Source organism: Chryseobacterium aquifrigidense (assembly GCF_006716485.1).
Lineage (GTDB): Bacteria > Bacteroidota > Bacteroidia > Flavobacteriales > Weeksellaceae > Chryseobacterium > Chryseobacterium vietnamense.
In genome coordinates this window covers 81,307-96,537 of the sequence record NZ_VFPD01000003.1, presented here as the reverse complement: position 1 = coordinate 96,537, position 15,231 = coordinate 81,307, and the positions used below count along the sequence as shown (strand labels likewise).

At 37.2% G+C, this 15,231-nt stretch carries 18 protein-coding genes; 17 read left to right on the top strand and 1 reads right to left on the bottom strand.

What is annotated here, in order from left to right; translation table 11 throughout:
• Positions 1-53: 53 nt before the first annotated feature.
• From FB551_RS19040 to FB551_RS19020, 6 genes are all read left to right on the top strand, one after another.
• Positions 54-791 carry a shikimate dehydrogenase family protein gene (locus FB551_RS19040; protein WP_047428370.1) on the top strand — a complete coding sequence of 246 codons (738 nt, stop codon included), beginning with the start codon at positions 54-56 and terminating at the stop codon, positions 789-791.
• 74 nt (positions 792-865) lie between these two features.
• Positions 866-2,665, top strand: coding sequence for a DUF349 domain-containing protein (locus FB551_RS19035; protein ID WP_142018576.1), 1,800 nt, complete (start codon positions 866-868; stop codon positions 2,663-2,665).
• Positions 2,666-2,728: 63 nt separating this feature from the next.
• Positions 2,729-3,754, top strand: coding sequence for a bifunctional diaminohydroxyphosphoribosylaminopyrimidine deaminase/5-amino-6-(5-phosphoribosylamino)uracil reductase RibD (gene ribD, locus FB551_RS19030; protein ID WP_142018575.1), 1,026 nt, complete (start codon positions 2,729-2,731; stop codon positions 3,752-3,754).
• A gap of 66 nt (positions 3,755-3,820) precedes the next feature.
• A complete protein-coding gene (locus FB551_RS23380; protein ID WP_156121353.1) occupies positions 3,821-3,985 on the top strand; it encodes a bacteriocin-like protein in 165 nt (54 codons plus the stop codon).
• Positions 3,986-4,021: 36 nt separating this feature from the next.
• On the top strand, positions 4,022-4,204 hold the full coding sequence (locus FB551_RS19025) for a bacteriocin-like protein (RefSeq protein ID WP_142018574.1): 183 nt from the start codon (positions 4,022-4,024) through the stop codon (positions 4,202-4,204).
• Positions 4,205-4,322: 118 nt separating this feature from the next.
• Positions 4,323-4,928, top strand: coding sequence for an IMPACT family protein (locus FB551_RS19020; RefSeq protein WP_047428383.1), 606 nt, complete (start codon positions 4,323-4,325; stop codon positions 4,926-4,928).
• Here the strand turns inward: FB551_RS19020 and FB551_RS19015 are convergent.
• Positions 4,925-5,635, bottom strand: coding sequence for a zinc metallopeptidase (locus FB551_RS19015; RefSeq protein WP_174525207.1), 711 nt, complete (start codon positions 5,633-5,635; stop codon positions 4,925-4,927). The two genes, FB551_RS19020 and FB551_RS19015, sit on opposite strands and share 4 nt — an antisense overlap.
• A gap of 105 nt (positions 5,636-5,740) precedes the next feature.
• On the opposite strand from FB551_RS19015, the gene FB551_RS19010 reads away from it, so the two are divergent.
• The 11 genes from FB551_RS19010 to FB551_RS18965 all read left to right on the top strand — a co-directional run bounded on the left by FB551_RS19010 (position 5,741) and on the right by FB551_RS18965 (position 15,207).
• Positions 5,741-6,868: a GNAT family N-acetyltransferase gene (locus FB551_RS19010; RefSeq protein WP_047428386.1), complete on the top strand. Its 1,128-nt coding sequence runs from the start codon at positions 5,741-5,743 to the stop codon at positions 6,866-6,868.
• Positions 6,869-6,919: 51 nt separating this feature from the next.
• Positions 6,920-7,096, top strand: a complete 177-nt coding sequence (locus FB551_RS23375; RefSeq protein ID WP_167497897.1) for a hypothetical protein — start codon at positions 6,920-6,922, stop codon at positions 7,094-7,096.
• Positions 7,097-7,162: 66 nt separating this feature from the next.
• Positions 7,163-8,209: a T9SS type A sorting domain-containing protein gene (locus tag FB551_RS19005; protein WP_142018573.1), complete on the top strand. Its 1,047-nt coding sequence runs from the start codon at positions 7,163-7,165 to the stop codon at positions 8,207-8,209.
• Between the two features lie 115 nt (positions 8,210-8,324).
• Positions 8,325-8,696: an NADH-quinone oxidoreductase subunit A gene (locus tag FB551_RS19000; RefSeq protein ID WP_047428392.1), complete on the top strand. Its 372-nt coding sequence runs from the start codon at positions 8,325-8,327 to the stop codon at positions 8,694-8,696.
• A gap of 96 nt (positions 8,697-8,792) precedes the next feature.
• Positions 8,793-9,353: an NADH-quinone oxidoreductase subunit B gene (locus FB551_RS18995; protein WP_002983540.1), complete on the top strand. Its 561-nt coding sequence runs from the start codon at positions 8,793-8,795 to the stop codon at positions 9,351-9,353.
• 6 nt (positions 9,354-9,359) lie between these two features.
• The gene (locus FB551_RS18990) at positions 9,360-9,854 is read left to right on the top strand and encodes an NADH-quinone oxidoreductase subunit C (RefSeq protein ID WP_034693433.1); all 495 of its coding nucleotides are present in this window, start codon (positions 9,360-9,362) and stop codon (positions 9,852-9,854) included.
• A 78-nt stretch (positions 9,855-9,932) separates the two neighbouring features.
• Positions 9,933-11,156, top strand: coding sequence for an NADH dehydrogenase (quinone) subunit D (gene nuoD, locus FB551_RS18985; RefSeq protein WP_034693431.1), 1,224 nt, complete (start codon positions 9,933-9,935; stop codon positions 11,154-11,156).
• A gap of 121 nt (positions 11,157-11,277) precedes the next feature.
• Entirely contained in the window at positions 11,278-11,787 is a 510-nt protein-coding gene (locus FB551_RS18980) for an NADH-quinone oxidoreductase subunit NuoE family protein (protein ID WP_123945414.1), read from the top strand.
• Positions 11,788-11,889: 102 nt separating this feature from the next.
• Positions 11,890-13,248, top strand: coding sequence for an NADH-quinone oxidoreductase subunit NuoF (gene nuoF, locus FB551_RS18975; protein WP_045492881.1), 1,359 nt, complete (start codon positions 11,890-11,892; stop codon positions 13,246-13,248).
• A gap of 7 nt (positions 13,249-13,255) precedes the next feature.
• Entirely contained in the window at positions 13,256-14,167 is a 912-nt protein-coding gene (locus tag FB551_RS18970) for a hypothetical protein (protein WP_142018572.1), read from the top strand.
• A 41-nt stretch (positions 14,168-14,208) separates the two neighbouring features.
• Positions 14,209-15,207, top strand: coding sequence for a 2Fe-2S iron-sulfur cluster-binding protein (locus FB551_RS18965; RefSeq protein WP_034693425.1), 999 nt, complete (start codon positions 14,209-14,211; stop codon positions 15,205-15,207).
• The last annotated feature ends 24 nt before the right edge of the window (positions 15,208-15,231 follow it).

Genomic DNA, 15,231 nt, shown 5'->3' with positions numbered 1-15,231 from the left:
AAATATTTCAAACTAAGGCCGGATTTATCCGGTCTTTTTTTTACTTTTGATCTATGGATTCCAATAAAAAATTAGGATTGATAGGCAGAAACATTTCCTATTCTTTTTCTAAAAAATTCTTCGAAAATAAGTTCCAGAAGCTCATGCTGAAGAACTTCTCCTATGATATTTTTGATCTGAACGAAATTACTGAAGTTGAAAATCTTTTTGCTTCTCCGGACCTGTTAGGATTCAATGTGACCATTCCCTATAAAGAAAAAATAATTGATTATCTGGATGAATTAAGTGATGAAGCAGAGAAAATAGGTGCCGTCAATTGCGTTCTCATTCAGGATGGAAAAAAAACAGGTTACAATACGGATGCGTTCGGTTTTGAAAAGACGCTTCTCCTGCATAGAAAACCTTCACAGGATAAAGCATTGATTTTAGGAAACGGGGGAGCTGCAAAAGCTGTTAAATATGCCTTAGATAAACATAATATTCCTTCGGTAATCATTTCAAGAAGTACGGAAATCAATTTTGAAAATCTTGATCAGGAAACTGTTGCTGAACATAAAATTATCATTCAGTGTACGCCAGTAGGTACTTTCCCAAATGTAAAAGACTGTCTGAACTTTCCTTTTGAAGGACTTTCTTCAGATCATCTGGTTATTGATCTGATTTATAATCCCAACTACACTCAATTCATCATCAATGCCTCTGAAAAAGGAGCAAAAACCGTGAATGGATACTATATGCTTGAACAGCAAGCAGAAAAAGCCTGGGAAATTTGGAATTTTCAAAAAAAATAACATAAATTAGTGCTTTAATTGGCCTTACAGCTATATTTAAAGGATATTAACGCCACTCACATAAAAGATTTGCTATGACTACAGAAAACAATCTTTCTGAAAACGAAGAAAAGAAAAATCCTAACGAAGTATCTCAGGACCCATCAGAAAACACCGTTTCTCATGATGCAAACCAACATGAAGATGATGCAGAACACTTGGATGAACATGAAGAAGAAATCTCCCTTGCCGATGCTTTAAAGGAAATGGAAAAAATCATCAACACTCCCAATGCTGGTGAGAACTTCAAAAGATTCAACCAACTGAGGGAAAAAGCAAGTCATTACATCCATGATGAAGTGGAGGATAAAAAGCATGAATACGTAGAAGCCGGAAACACTGCCGAAAATTTCAGCTATGAACACCCTTCTCAGGCCAAGTATTCTGCATTGGTCAATATCTTCAAAGAAAAACATGACGACTTCCAGAAAGGACAGGAAGAAGAGCAAAAGAAAAACCTTGACCACCGTCAAAGCATAATCGAAAGACTTAAAAATCTATACACCAGCTCAGAACCAGGAATTAATCTTTTCAGATCTATTCGTGAGATTAAAGAAGACTGGTCAAAAGCCGGACAGGTTGCCAAGTCTGAATTCAAAATTCTTAACAATAATTATTTCCACCACCTGAATCAGTTTTATCAGATGCTGGATCTTAATAAAGAATTTCTGGAACAGGAATACAGCCATAACCTGGAAAAGAGAGAACATATCATTGCCCGTGCTAAAGAACTGGAAAATGAACCTGTCATCCAAAAGGCTTTAAATGAGCTTCAGTATCTCCATAAGCTATGGAAAGAAGAAGCAGAACCTGTTGCTGAAGAGTTCCGTGAAAAAACATGGGAAGAATTCAAAGAAATTTCGAACAAAATTCACGAAAGAAAATCTGAGCTTTCTGCTTCTATTGAAAAAGAACAGGCTGTTAATCTTGAAAAGAAGAATGAAATCATTGCTGAAATCAAAAAACTGTCTGAACCTTCAGAAACACCTAACCACAATTACTGGCAGAATGCCATCAAAAGAGTGGAAGATCTTCGTTCTGAATTCCTGAAGACAGGAAGTGTTCCAAGAAAACTTTCCAACCAAAACTGGAATGATTTCAAAACAACACTAAGAGGTTTTAATACAACGAAAAATAATTACTACAAATCGTTGAAAGGCTCTCAGCAGGCGAATCTTGAAGAAAAATTAAAACTGATCCAGACTGCACAGGACAATATGAATAATGAGGAATGGGATATTGCTGTTCCGTTATTCAAAAAACTTCAGGAAGACTGGAAAAAAATAGGCCACGTTCCAAAAAGCATGACCAATAAAATCTGGGATGAATTCCGTGATGCCTGTAATGCATTCTTCAACAACTACAGAGAGAAAAGCAATACATCTACCGACAACTGGAAGGAGAACTATAAAAACAAAAAAGCTCTTCTTGATGAACTTAAAGAAGTTTCCAATGAAGAAGGCAGTATCGAAAGAATTGAACAGATCAAAACTTCATGGAATAATATTGGAAAAGTTCCGAGAGATAAAATTTCAATTAACTCTGAATTCAACAAGACATTAAGAGAGAAATTGAAAATAAACAAAATCAATGAACTTGAACTGAAAGAAGAAGGATTATCTGAAAATCAGCTTACCGATAAAGCAAGAAAGATAAAAAATCAAATCTCTGATCTTGAGGCAGAGATCGTTAAACTGGAAAACAACCTATCTTTCTTTAACAAACCGTCCAGAGAAAACCCTCTTTTAAAAGACACTTACAACACGATTGATGAGAAAAAAGCTCATCTTGAAACGTTAAAACAAAATCTTCACAGCATTATCAGCGGAGATTAACACATAACAAAATCAATACAGGCGGAGCAAAGCAATTTGTCTTCGCTTTTTCTTTTTATATCTATGAACAACGACGAATTTTATATTAAAAGATGTATCGAGCTGGCTCAAAAAGCTCTTGGCTACACCTACCCTAATCCTCTGGTTGGAAGCGTGATTGTACACAACGGAGAGATCATTGGCGAAGGATATCATCACAAAGCAGGAGAAAACCATGCGGAAATCAACGCCATTAATTCCGTTAAAAATAAAGAACTTATTCCGGAATCAACAATTTATGTATCTCTGGAACCTTGTGCCCATTACGGAAAGACTCCGCCTTGTGCTTTAAAGATTAAAGAACTGGAATTTAAAAAAGTGGTGATTGGCGCTATGGATTCTCATGATAAAGTGAATGGCAAGGGGAAGAAAATCATTCAGGATGAAGGAATTGAAACCGTTTCAGGAATTCTTGAAAAAGAATGTATTGAACTCAATAAAAGATTTTTCACTTATCATGAAAAGAAAAGACCTTATATCATTTTAAAATGGGCAGAATCCGGTGATGGTTTTCTGGATAAGGATTTTAAACCGACAGCTGTTTCCAACACATTGGTGAATCAGTTTGTTCATCAGTTAAGAGCTGACGAACACGCTATTTTAGTAGGAACTCAAACTGCTTTGAATGATAATCCCAGCCTTACCGTAAGAAATACTGAAGGCGTAAATCCGGTCAGAATTTTAATTGATTTTGATTTAAAAGTTCCTGCCAGCTTCAATATTTATAGCCATGAAGCAAAAACTTTGGTTGTAAATTCCGTGAAAGAAGGTACTGAAGGACACATCCAATTCATTAAAATCAACAAAGATCATTTTCTCCCGGAGCTCATGGAAGCACTGTATAAAGAGCAGATACAGTCAGTTATTATTGAAGGTGGTCGTTTTACCTTGCAGGAATTTATCAACGCTGATCTCTGGGATGAAGCAATGGTCATAAGAAATGAAAATCTGAAACTTGAAAACGGAACAAAAGCTCCGGCATTCAATAATACAGCTACTAAAACTGAAACATTCAGAGATAATACCATTTCATTTTATAATTCAAAATAAAAAATCATTTTATCACCGGTAAATGAAATAATTTCTTTACATTAGTTTTACAAAATTAAAACTACCATGAAAAATTTAAAGAAAGTTTCAAGAAAAGAGCTAAAAACAGTTCAGGGAGGTATTGCTCCTGAATGCTGTTCATTCTATCCACCCTCATTACAGCACTGCTGTGCAACTCCCTCCAGTATGAGCTGCCCACCACCATGGGCAGACGGGACATTTCCTTGTTAGATCTATTTTTAATTTGAAAAACCAAAAACTACTATCATGAAAAATTTGAAAAAAGTATCAAGAACCGGCTTAAAGACAATTCAGGGAGGAGCTTTTGTAACCTGCACACTACCCAATGGAGAACCTACGAGATGCAGAGATAAATGTCCTCAGGATTTTTGCGGCCCGACAAGTTATATGTGCCTGATCCCGATGGATCTTTGCGGAGATGGAATATAAGAACGTAATTTCATATCAAAAAACAGATAAGCCGTCAAGATTTGACGGCTTAATTTATGATCATGGTGCAGAATCGTAAAGCATTTAATATTTTTGCATAAACAAAGCAGGAACTCTAATGACGTTTGAATACAAAACCATAGAAAAACCCATAGAAAATACTCTTTTAAAAGAAAAAGGAAGCAAGTTCATCGGATTTGCTTACCCGGTAACCAATGAAAAAGAATTAAAGAGTGCACTCGAAAAAATAAGAGAAGAACATCCGAAAGCGACCCATCACTGCTACGCCTTCAGAATGGGATTAAATGGAGAGAATTATCGGGCCAATGACGATGGTGAACCTTCCGGTAGTGCCGGATTACCAATTTACAACCAGCTTTTGGCTAATGAAATCACCAATGTTCTTGTCATTGTTGTCCGTTATTACGGAGGGACCAAACTAGGTGTTTCAGGATTGGTAAAAACCTACAAGGAATCTGCCAAGATCACACTGGAGGAAGCCAGTATTATCACCAGAGAATTAGAGACAGAGGTCGAGATTCAATTTAACTTCAATCAGCAAAATACAATTTTCACCCTGCTTTCAAAATTTGATGCCAAGGTTTTGAATTTCGACGCCAATGAAAACTGCATTCTTACTGCATCCTTGAAACTGGCGCAAAAAGAAAACATCTCAGAAAAACTTTCTGAGATGCAATATGTTTCATTTGAATTTAATGATTAATCCCTTCTTCCACCAAGAAGTAATGATCCCCAGTAAAGAAGTTGTGCCAGAGAACCTAAGGCTGCCACCACATAAGTTCTTGCTGCCCATTTCAAACTATCCTGTACTCCAACAAATTCTTCAGCAGTTACCGTTCCTGTATCTTTAAGCCATTTCATTGCTCTGTTACTTGCATCGTATTCCACGGGTAGTGTTACAAAAGCAAAAAGAGTGGTCATCGCAAACATCGCTACACCGATTGCAAGAACAGTTGTATTTCCATTTGGATTCTCAATTGTTCTTGATGCCGCCATTACTGCGATACCTGCAATAAGAACGAACTGCATCAGATTAGAACTTATATTGACAATAGGAACAAGCTTTGAACGTAAATTCAACATAGAATATCCTACCGCATGCTGTACTGCATGTCCGCACTCGTGAGCTGCTACTGCCGCTGCCGCTGCGTTTCTCTGCATATAAACTCCTTCAGAAAGGTTTACTGTTTTATCTGCCGGATTATAGTGGTCCGTCAACTGCCCGGGTACAGAAATGACCTGAACATCATTTATCCCGTTATCTCTCAACATCTTTTCCGCTACTTCTTTCCCCGAAAGGCCATTTCGAAGGTGTACATTGGAATAATATTCAAATTTCGATTTCAACCTGGATGAAACCCACCAGCTCACCAGCATTGAAATACCAATAATGATATAATAACCCACCATTTTATATAAATTTTTGTGTTTAATTTCACCCATAATCATATAAAAACTGTGCCAAAGTATACGATATTATTATTTATATTTGTCCTTTAATTCCTCTCAAAAAACATGTCTAAAGTTTCAATAATTGAAGTAAAAACAGCGGGTCAGCTCAAGCAATTCGTAAGGTTTCCAATGGATTTGTATAAAAACAATCCCTACTATGTTCCGTCTTTTATCAATGACGAAATCAATATCTGGAATGCAGATGAAAATCCTGCGCTTCAATATTCCGAAGCAAAACAGTATCTGGCTTATAAGAATGATAAGATCGCGGGAAGAATTGCCGTTCTGATTAATCATAAGGAAGAGAGAGAATTAGGAATTAAGAAAGTGCGTTTCGGATGGATTGACTTTATTGATGATGCTGAAGTTTCAAAGGCATTGATTCAAAAAGCGGTTGATTATGCCAAAGAAAAAAATATTGACAAAATTGAAGGACCTATGGGGTTCACCAATCTTGACAAAGCAGGAATGCTGGTAAAAGGTTTTGACCAGCTGGCAACGATGATTGGGATTTACAACCATGATTATTATCCTCAGCATCTCGAAAATCTAGGATTAACCAAAGAAAAAGAATGGGTAGAGTTTGAAATCATTTTCCCTGAAACCCTGCCTGAAAAAATCCATAAATTCAATCAGCTTATTTCTGAAAAGTACAAGCTGAAAGTTTTAAAATTCAAAAACAAAGAAGAGATTATTCAGTATGTAGATCCTATGTTTGATCTTTTGGATGAGACTTACAAACATCTTTCTACTTACACTCCGATTTCGGATGAACAGCGTAAAACGTATAAAGAGAAATATTTCAAACTTATTGATAAAGATTTCATTGTCTGTATTGCTGATGAGCACAACAATCTGATCTCTTTTGCTATTACCATGCCTTCTTATTCCAAAGCACTGCAGAAATCCGGCGGAAAACTTCTTCCATTCGGTTGGTGGCATTTCCTGCAAGCTGGAAAGAAAAATGACAGGGCTAACTTCTATCTGATCGGAATCCACCCGGACTATCAGAGAAGAGGAGTAACTTCCATTATTTTCAAAGAAATCTGGGACATATTCAGAAAAAAAGGAGTTAAATATCTTGAAACCAATCCTGAACTGGAAGAAAACAAAAGTATTCAGCTGCTATGGCAGGATTATAATCCCGTGAATCATAAAAGAAGAAGAACCTATTCTATGGAGCTTAAATAAATGATTCTGTATTTTGTACAGTGTAAACTTATCACCTAAACTTTGAACTTTATGAAACCACAGCTTATCATATTTGCCATTCTAATTGCAGGATTTGTCAGTTATAACATCTTTTTCCAGTCGCCGGATGACAAAACCAATACAGTAATCAATATCCTTTTTGCCAGTATTCTTTTCGGATATATTTCCTTTATGGCCTATACGCTTCTTAGAAAAATGAAAAAATAAGAAATGTAAAATTATCATCAGATTCTATGAAATAATTTATATTTGTTCTGACTAATAACCACCAGCATGAACAGAATATTACTTTTCATAGGAATGCTTTTTATTCCGGCATCAACCTATTCACAGGAATTTTACGTTAATACATTTTTTGTAATCAACTTTACTAACTTCACCAACGGTGTCTACAGGTTTGATGTTTCTGGTCCTACGGAAGTCCCGGAAACCTACTGTACACAAAATATTACGGCCAATGAAATATCCACAGATATTGCTATTGACAGCAATAACAACTTGTATTACGTTACCAATTCCGGATTATTATACAGAAAAAAAAGCACCAGTTCAATTTGTGAATTTTTAGGTGATTTCACCACTGGCAATGCTGCAGCCAATTCACTTGTAGCCGATTCCGGAAATTATCTTTATGCGGCCGGAACCAATCCTAATGCGCTCTACAGGTATGATATAAATAACGGTACTTTCACAGAGATTGGTAATCTCTCGGATGGCCAGACTCCTTCAGGAGATTTATTCTTTTATGAAAGCAGACTTTTTTTAACTACTGCAGACGGAATCGTTGAAATTAATCTGGAAAACCCAACCCAGAGCTGTCCTTTCATGGCCATCAATACACCGAACCCATACGCTGCTTTTTCTATTGATTACGGAACATATTCAAAAGCCTATCTGATCACTTATGGCAACAATACATCTACTTTGTCTGAAATCGATATGGTAAATAAACAGATTGGAGCTCCGATAAGGACTTATAACCATCTTATTTATGGCGCTGCTGCCCGTTACAATCTTACATCTACCAATACGACCTGTAGTCTCACACCATTGCATACCCAAGAAACCTCTGCATCAAAAACCTATTTCAATGTAAACAATCCTGCTAACGGCAAAATTATTTGTAATACCAATATTGAACGTAATCAAATGATCGCAATACAGCTGTTTGACAACTCAGGAAGGCTAACTAAAGACTTCTCCAGCCAAAACAATATTGAAAGTTTAAATATCTCTAATCTGCCTGATGGAGTATATATTTTGGTAGTTACTACAAAAAAAGGGGAAAAACACACCAAAAAAATAATCATAAAAAGCTAATTTTTATTGATTCTAAATTACCGATTTAACTCATTTTCATCCCACTTTTAAGCTGATTAATTTCATGCTTTCTTGTTTATTCGCTAAATTTGCAAATTGAGATAATAATGCAAAAATGAATTTACCTGAAAGTTATATTCCAATCCTTATCCAGGCTGGTGTAGCAGTAGGATTTGTAGCTGTTTCTTTGCTTGGGGCACATTTCTTAGGTCCACAACAGAAAAAAGGAGACTCTGTAAAAAACCAAAGCTGGGAATGTGGGGTTCCTGTAGAAGGAAACGCTAGAACACCGTTTTCTATCAAGTACTTCCTGACTGCGGTATTGTTCGTACTATTCGATATTGAAATCGTATTCTTTTATCCTTATGCTGTTAATTTCAGAGAATTTGGTATGGAAGGATTCCTTGCCGTGCTTACATTCGTTGCGATATTCTTCGTAGCGTTTTTCTATGTCTGGAAACGCGGTGCGCTGGATTGGGATAAATAAATTTTAACATTAAAAGATTGAATAATTTAATCATTGAAAAAAAGAGATGATTACATTTGATAAGTACTTTAATCTTTAAATATTCAACAAAAGAAAATGTCAGATAAAAAACCAGTAATAAGAACAGATGCACCTGCTCCCGAAGGCTATGAAGGAGAAGGGTTTTTCGCAACAAAACTGAGCAGTGTAATCGGGATGGCAAGAAAGTTTTCACTTTGGCCATTACCCTTTGCAACCTCTTGTTGTGGTATCGAGTTTATGGCTACCCTGAACCCGACTTATGATGCTTCAAGATTTGGTATGGAAAGAAACTCTTTCTCTCCAAGACAAGCAGATATGCTGATGGTTTGCGGAACTATATCAAAGAAATTGGGACCAGTCCTGAAAGAAGTTTACACTCAGATGGCTGAGCCGAAATGGGTGGTAGCAGTTGGAGCTTGTGCTTCCAGCGGTGGTATTTTTGATACGTATTCTGTACTTCAGGGAATAGATAAAATTATTCCGGTAGATGTTTACGTTCCCGGATGTCCTCCAAGACCTGAACAGATCATTGAAGGTGTAATGCAGGTACAGGCTCTTGCAGAAAGCGAAAGCATCAGAAGAAGAGACATGCCTGAATATCAGAAATTATTAGATTCTTACAACATAAGCAACTAAACGGAAATGACAAACGAATTTGTATTAGAAGCAATCACAAGAGAATTTCCGGAATCTGTTATTTCAAGCTCAGAACCATATGGGATGCTGACGATTGAAGTAAAGAAAGAAGATATCAAGAAGATCATTCACTATCTGAAAGATTCATCTCTGGAATTTAATTTCCTTACGGATATCTGTGGTATTCATTACCCTGAATTCCCTGAGAAGGAAATTGGTGTTGTCTACCATTTGCATAATATGATGGCCAATTTCAGATTACGTCTGAAAATCTTTATGTCCAGAGAAAATATTGAAGTAGACTCTCTAGTAGAGCTGTATGCAGGAGCAAACTGGATGGAAAGAGAAACGTATGATTTCTATGGGATTAAATTTAAAGGACACCCGGATCTGAGACCTATTTTAAATATGGAAGACCTGGGATACCACCCAATGTTGAAGGAATATCGCCTTGAAGACGGTACAAGAACCGACAAGAACGATAGCATGTTCGGAAGATAAAAAATAAAATATAAATGATAAATGATGATAGATAAATGATTATCGATTATCAACTATCAATTATCAATTATAATACTTATGAAAGATAACTCATTATCTAATATACTAAACCAGTACGAAAGTAAGGAACAGATTGACGGACAATTATATACCCTGAATCTGGGACCTACTCACCCTGCTACTCACGGGATTTTCCAGAATATCTTAACGATGGACGGAGAGAGAATCCTTCACGCTGAGCAAACAGTAGGATACATCCACAGAGCATTTGAGAAAATTTCTGAAAGAAGAAACTATTCTCAGATCACTACCCTTACAGACCGTATGAATTACTGTTCTGCACCCATCAATAACTTAGGCTGGCATATGACAGTAGAGAAGCTGATTGGCGTGGAAGTTCCAAAACGTGTAGACTATATGCGTGTTATCCTCATGGAGCTTGCAAGAATCGGTGACCACCTGATCTGTAACGGGGTAACCGGAATGGACTCAGGAGCGATTACAGGTCTTACTTATATGTTCATCGAAAGAGAACGTATTTATGATATGTATGAGCAGATCTGCGGAGCCAGAATGACAACCAATATGGGAAGAATAGGAGGTTTTGAAAGAGATTTCACTCCTAAGTTTCATGAGTTGTTGAAAGACTTCTTAAAAACTTTCCCACCAAGATTTAAAGAATTCTGTACTTTATTAGAAAGAAACAGAATTTTCATGGACAGAACCATTGGTACAGGAGCAATTTCTGCTGAAAGAGCATTAAGCTACGGTTTCACAGGTCCAAACTTACGTGCAGCAGGAGTAGATTATGATGTAAGAGTTGCACAGCCTTATTCTTCCTATGAAGATTTCGACTTCATTATTCCTGTAGGAACTTCAGGAGATACTTACGACCGTTTCATGGTTCGTCAGCAGGAAATCTGGGAATCAATCAAAATTATCAAACAAGCATACGAAAATCTTCCGGAAGGACCATTCCACGCGGATGTTCCTGATTTCTATCTTCCTGAAAAGGCGGATGTATATCAGAAAATGGAAGCACTGATCTACCATTTCAAAATTGTAATGGGAGAAACTGATGTACCGAAAGGAGAAGTTTATCATGCTGTAGAAGGTGGAAACGGAGAATTAGGTTTCTATCTTGTGAGTGACGGAGGAAGAAGCCCTTACAGACTTCACTTCAGAAGACCATGCTTCATCTACTATCAGGCATATCCTGAAATGATTACAGGTTCTGTAATTTCGGATGCCATTGTAACGATGTGTAGTATGAATATTATTGCGGGAGAATTAGACGCATAATTAGAATTTAGAAAACAGATGAAAGATAAAGGACTTTCATCACCCAATATAAATTGAATTTAGGACACGAATTTCAGAGTCTATTCTCTCTTTTTCTATGTTCTTTAATCTTAGATAAAAAATGAGCGAAACAATAGCTTTTAAACCGGAAAGTTTAGCACAGGTACACAAAATTATCGCAAGATATCCTGAAGGAAGACAGAAATCTGCTCTTCTTCCTGTACTTCACTTGGCGCAGAAAGAATTCGGAGGATGGTTAGATGTTCCTGTGATGGATTATGTTGCCGGACTATTAAGTATCCAACCGATCGAAGTATATGAAGTGGCTACTTTCTATACCATGTTTAATATGAAGCCTGTAGGTAAGTATGTTTTAGAAGTTTGCAGAACAGGACCTTGTATGGTTTGTGGAAGCGAAAAAATTCTGGATCATATCAGAACCAAACTGAACATTAAAGACGGAGAGACTACTGAAGACGGTATGTTCACATTAAAACCGGCTGAATGTCTTGGAGCATGTGGATACGCACCCATGATGCAGCTTGGAAAATTCTTTCATGAAAATTTAACGATAGAGAAAGTAGATGAAATCCTTGATCTTTGCAGACAGGGACAACTTGCTTTAGACTAATAGAAATTTTAAATTCTACATTGTAGATTTTAAATTATTCACTTAACGTTTAATCATAATTAATGCAAGAAGCCAAAAGCCTATTGCAATAAGCAAATAACAATGAGTAAAAAACTTTTACTTAAAGACGCACATATAGAAGGTATTCGCTACTTTGAAACCTACCGCAAACAAGGGGGGTACACAGCTGCTGAAAAAGCCTTGAAAATGACTCCTGACGAAATTCTTGAAGAAGTAAAAGCTTCAGGACTAAGAGGTCGTGGTGGAGCTGGATTCCCAACAGGAATGAAATGGAGCTTTCTGGCAAAGCCGGAAGGCGTTCCAAGACACCTTGTAGTGAATGCAGATGAATCTGAGCCCGGAACGTTCAAGGACAGATATCTGATGGAGTTCCTTCCTCATTTATTGATTGAGGGAATGCTGATTTCTTCTTACTGTTTAGGTTCCAATACTTCTTATATCTACATCCGTGGAGAATACTCATGGATTCCGGATATCCTTGAAGAAGCTATTGAAGAAGCTAAAGCAGCAGGATTTTTAGGTAAAAACATTTTAGGAACCGGTTTCGATCTTGAAATCTATGTACAGAGAGGTGGTGGAGCATATATCTGCGGTGAAGAAACGGCATTGCTTGAATCCCTTGAAGGAAAAAGAGGTAACCCGAGATTAAAACCGCCATTCCCGGCTGTAAAAGGTCTTTGGGAAAGACCAACGGTGGTAAACAATGTTGAATCTATTGCTGCGATAGTTCCAATCATTGATATTACAGGTGCTGAATATGCTAAAATAGGTGTTGGAAGATCTACAGGAACGAAATTAATTTCTGCTTGTGGAAACATCAACAAACCGGGTGTATACGAAATCGATATGACGATCACTGTAGAAGAGTTTATCTATTCTGATGAATATTGCGGTGGTATTAAAGATGGTAAAAGATTAAAGGCTTGTATTCCTGGAGGAAGTTCCGTTCCGATTGTTCCAGCAAATCTACTGTTGAGAACAGTGAACGGTGAGCCAAGATATATGAACTACGAATCATTGGCAGACGGTGGTTTTGCTACCGGAACCATGATGGGTTCAGGAGGTTTCATCGTTTTGGATGAAGACCAGTGTATTGTAGATCATACTATGACTTTGGCAAGATTCTACAACCACGAAAGCTGTGGACAATGTACTCCTTGCCGTGAAGGAACAGGATGGATGTACAAGATTTTAAAGAAAATCGAAAAAGGAGAAGGAAAAATGGAAGATATCGATCTACTTTGGGATATCCAGAGAAAAATCGAAGGAAATACAATTTGTCCGTTGGGTGATGCAGCAGCTTGGCCGGTTGCAGCAGCGATCCGTCACTTCAGAGATGAATTTGAGTGGCACGTAAAAAACCCAGAGTTGTCTCAGACACAAAACTATGGATTGGCACATTATGCAGATCCTATCCCGGCTGTTGAAAAGAACGCATAGGTAAAAGATGAAAAAATTATTGGTGGTCGGCTTAATGATGTCGAATTTTGTATTTGCACAGAATAAAAAAACTGATACTGCAAATTATAACAGATCTGTTGAAGAGGATTTGTCATATTTAGTGAGTGAGAAACAGCAGATTAAAGCTGAAAGAAAGGAAAAGCCTTTACCATTAAGCAAAAAAGGTCAGGTTTTCGTATTTTATGGTTGGAACAGAGCCGCTTATAGTAATTCTGACATCCATTTTACCGGAAACGGATACGATTTTCAATTGAATAATGTAACCGCGCAGGACAGACCTACAAAATTTGGAATTGTCTATTTTGATCCAAGCTGGTTTACTGTAACACAGTATAATTTCAGAATAGGATATTTTATTAAAGATAATTTAGCATTGATATTAGGGATCGACCACATGAAATATGTAATGGATCAGAACCAGACTGTAGGTTTCAAAGGTCATATTTCAGATCCTGAATATGCAGCAATGGTTCAGAACGGGCAGGTTAATCTTGCAGATGAGAAGTTCCTTACTTTTGAACATACAGACGGACTTAATTATGAAAACTTAGGTCTTGAGAAATACAAAAATCTTGTTCATAAGAAAAATATAGATTTAGTGTGGTCTTATGGAGCCGGAATCGGGTTTATGTTTCCGAAAAGTAATGTAAAACTTTTTGGTAATGAAAGAAGTGACCGTTTTCACGTTGCAGGTATGGGAACTGATATCAGATCCAGTCTTAACCTCGTATTCTGGAAAAATTGGATGCTGAGATTAGAAGGAAAAGCAGGATATATCAATATGTGGGACATCAAAACCACGTTGAATAACAAGCCGGACAAAGCACGCCAGGATTTTGTTTTCGGACAGGTTCTGGGAGGAATTGGATATACATTTAATACTAAGAAATATAAATAACAAAGCCTATTGCTTAACGCATAAAGCTTAAAGCATGTCATATGAGCGAAGAAGTTAAAAAATTCAAAATAACTATAGACGGACAGACTACTGAAGTTTTGCCTGGTACTTCCATTCTGGAAGCTGCAAGACAAATCGGTGGTAAATCTGTACCTCCTGCAATGTGCTACTACAGCAAGTTGGAAACCAGTGGAGGAAGATGTAGAACTTGTCTGGTAGAAGTTTCTAAAGGATCTGAAGCAGATCCTCGTCCTATGCCAAAATTAGTAGCAAGCTGCAGAACTAATGTAATGGACGGTATGGAAGTAAAAAATCTTACTTCTGAGAAAGCTCAGGAAGGAAGAAAAGCGGTTACCGAATTCCTTTTGGTAAATCATCCGCTGGACTGCCCTATCTGTGACCAGGCAGGAGAATGTCATCTTCAGGACTTAGGATATGAGCATGGTGTGGAAAACACAAGAACAGAATTCGAAAGAAATACTTACGAAGCTGATGATCTTGGACCGAACATCAAATTAAATATGAACCGTTGTATTCTTTGCGCAAGATGCGTACTGACAGCTAACCAGCTTACAGAAACAAGAGAACACGGTATCCTTTTCAGAGGAGATCACGCTGAAATTTCAACCTATTTAAATAAAGCTTTAGACAATGACTTCATCGGAAACGTTATCGATGTGTGTCCTGTAGGAGCATTAACAGACAGAACAGCTCGTTTTGCAAGCAGAGTTTGGTTTACAAAACCGATGAATGCAACTTGTAAATGTGATAAATGTTCCGGAAAAGCTGTAGTATGGTTTAAAGGTGATGAAATTGTAAGAGTAACGGCAAGAAAAGACCAGTGGGGTGAAGTAGAAGAATTCATCTGTGATACATGTCGTTTCGAAAGAAAAGCATTATCAGACTGGAACATCGAAGGTCCTAGACATATCGACAGACATTCTGTAATTTCATTGAACCACTACGAAAAGCCTAAAGATGAGCTAAGAGTTTTAGACAATCCGATGGCTAAAGAAATCAGTGAAAAAGACGAAAAATAGAATAGTTCAAAGTTAGGAAGCTGG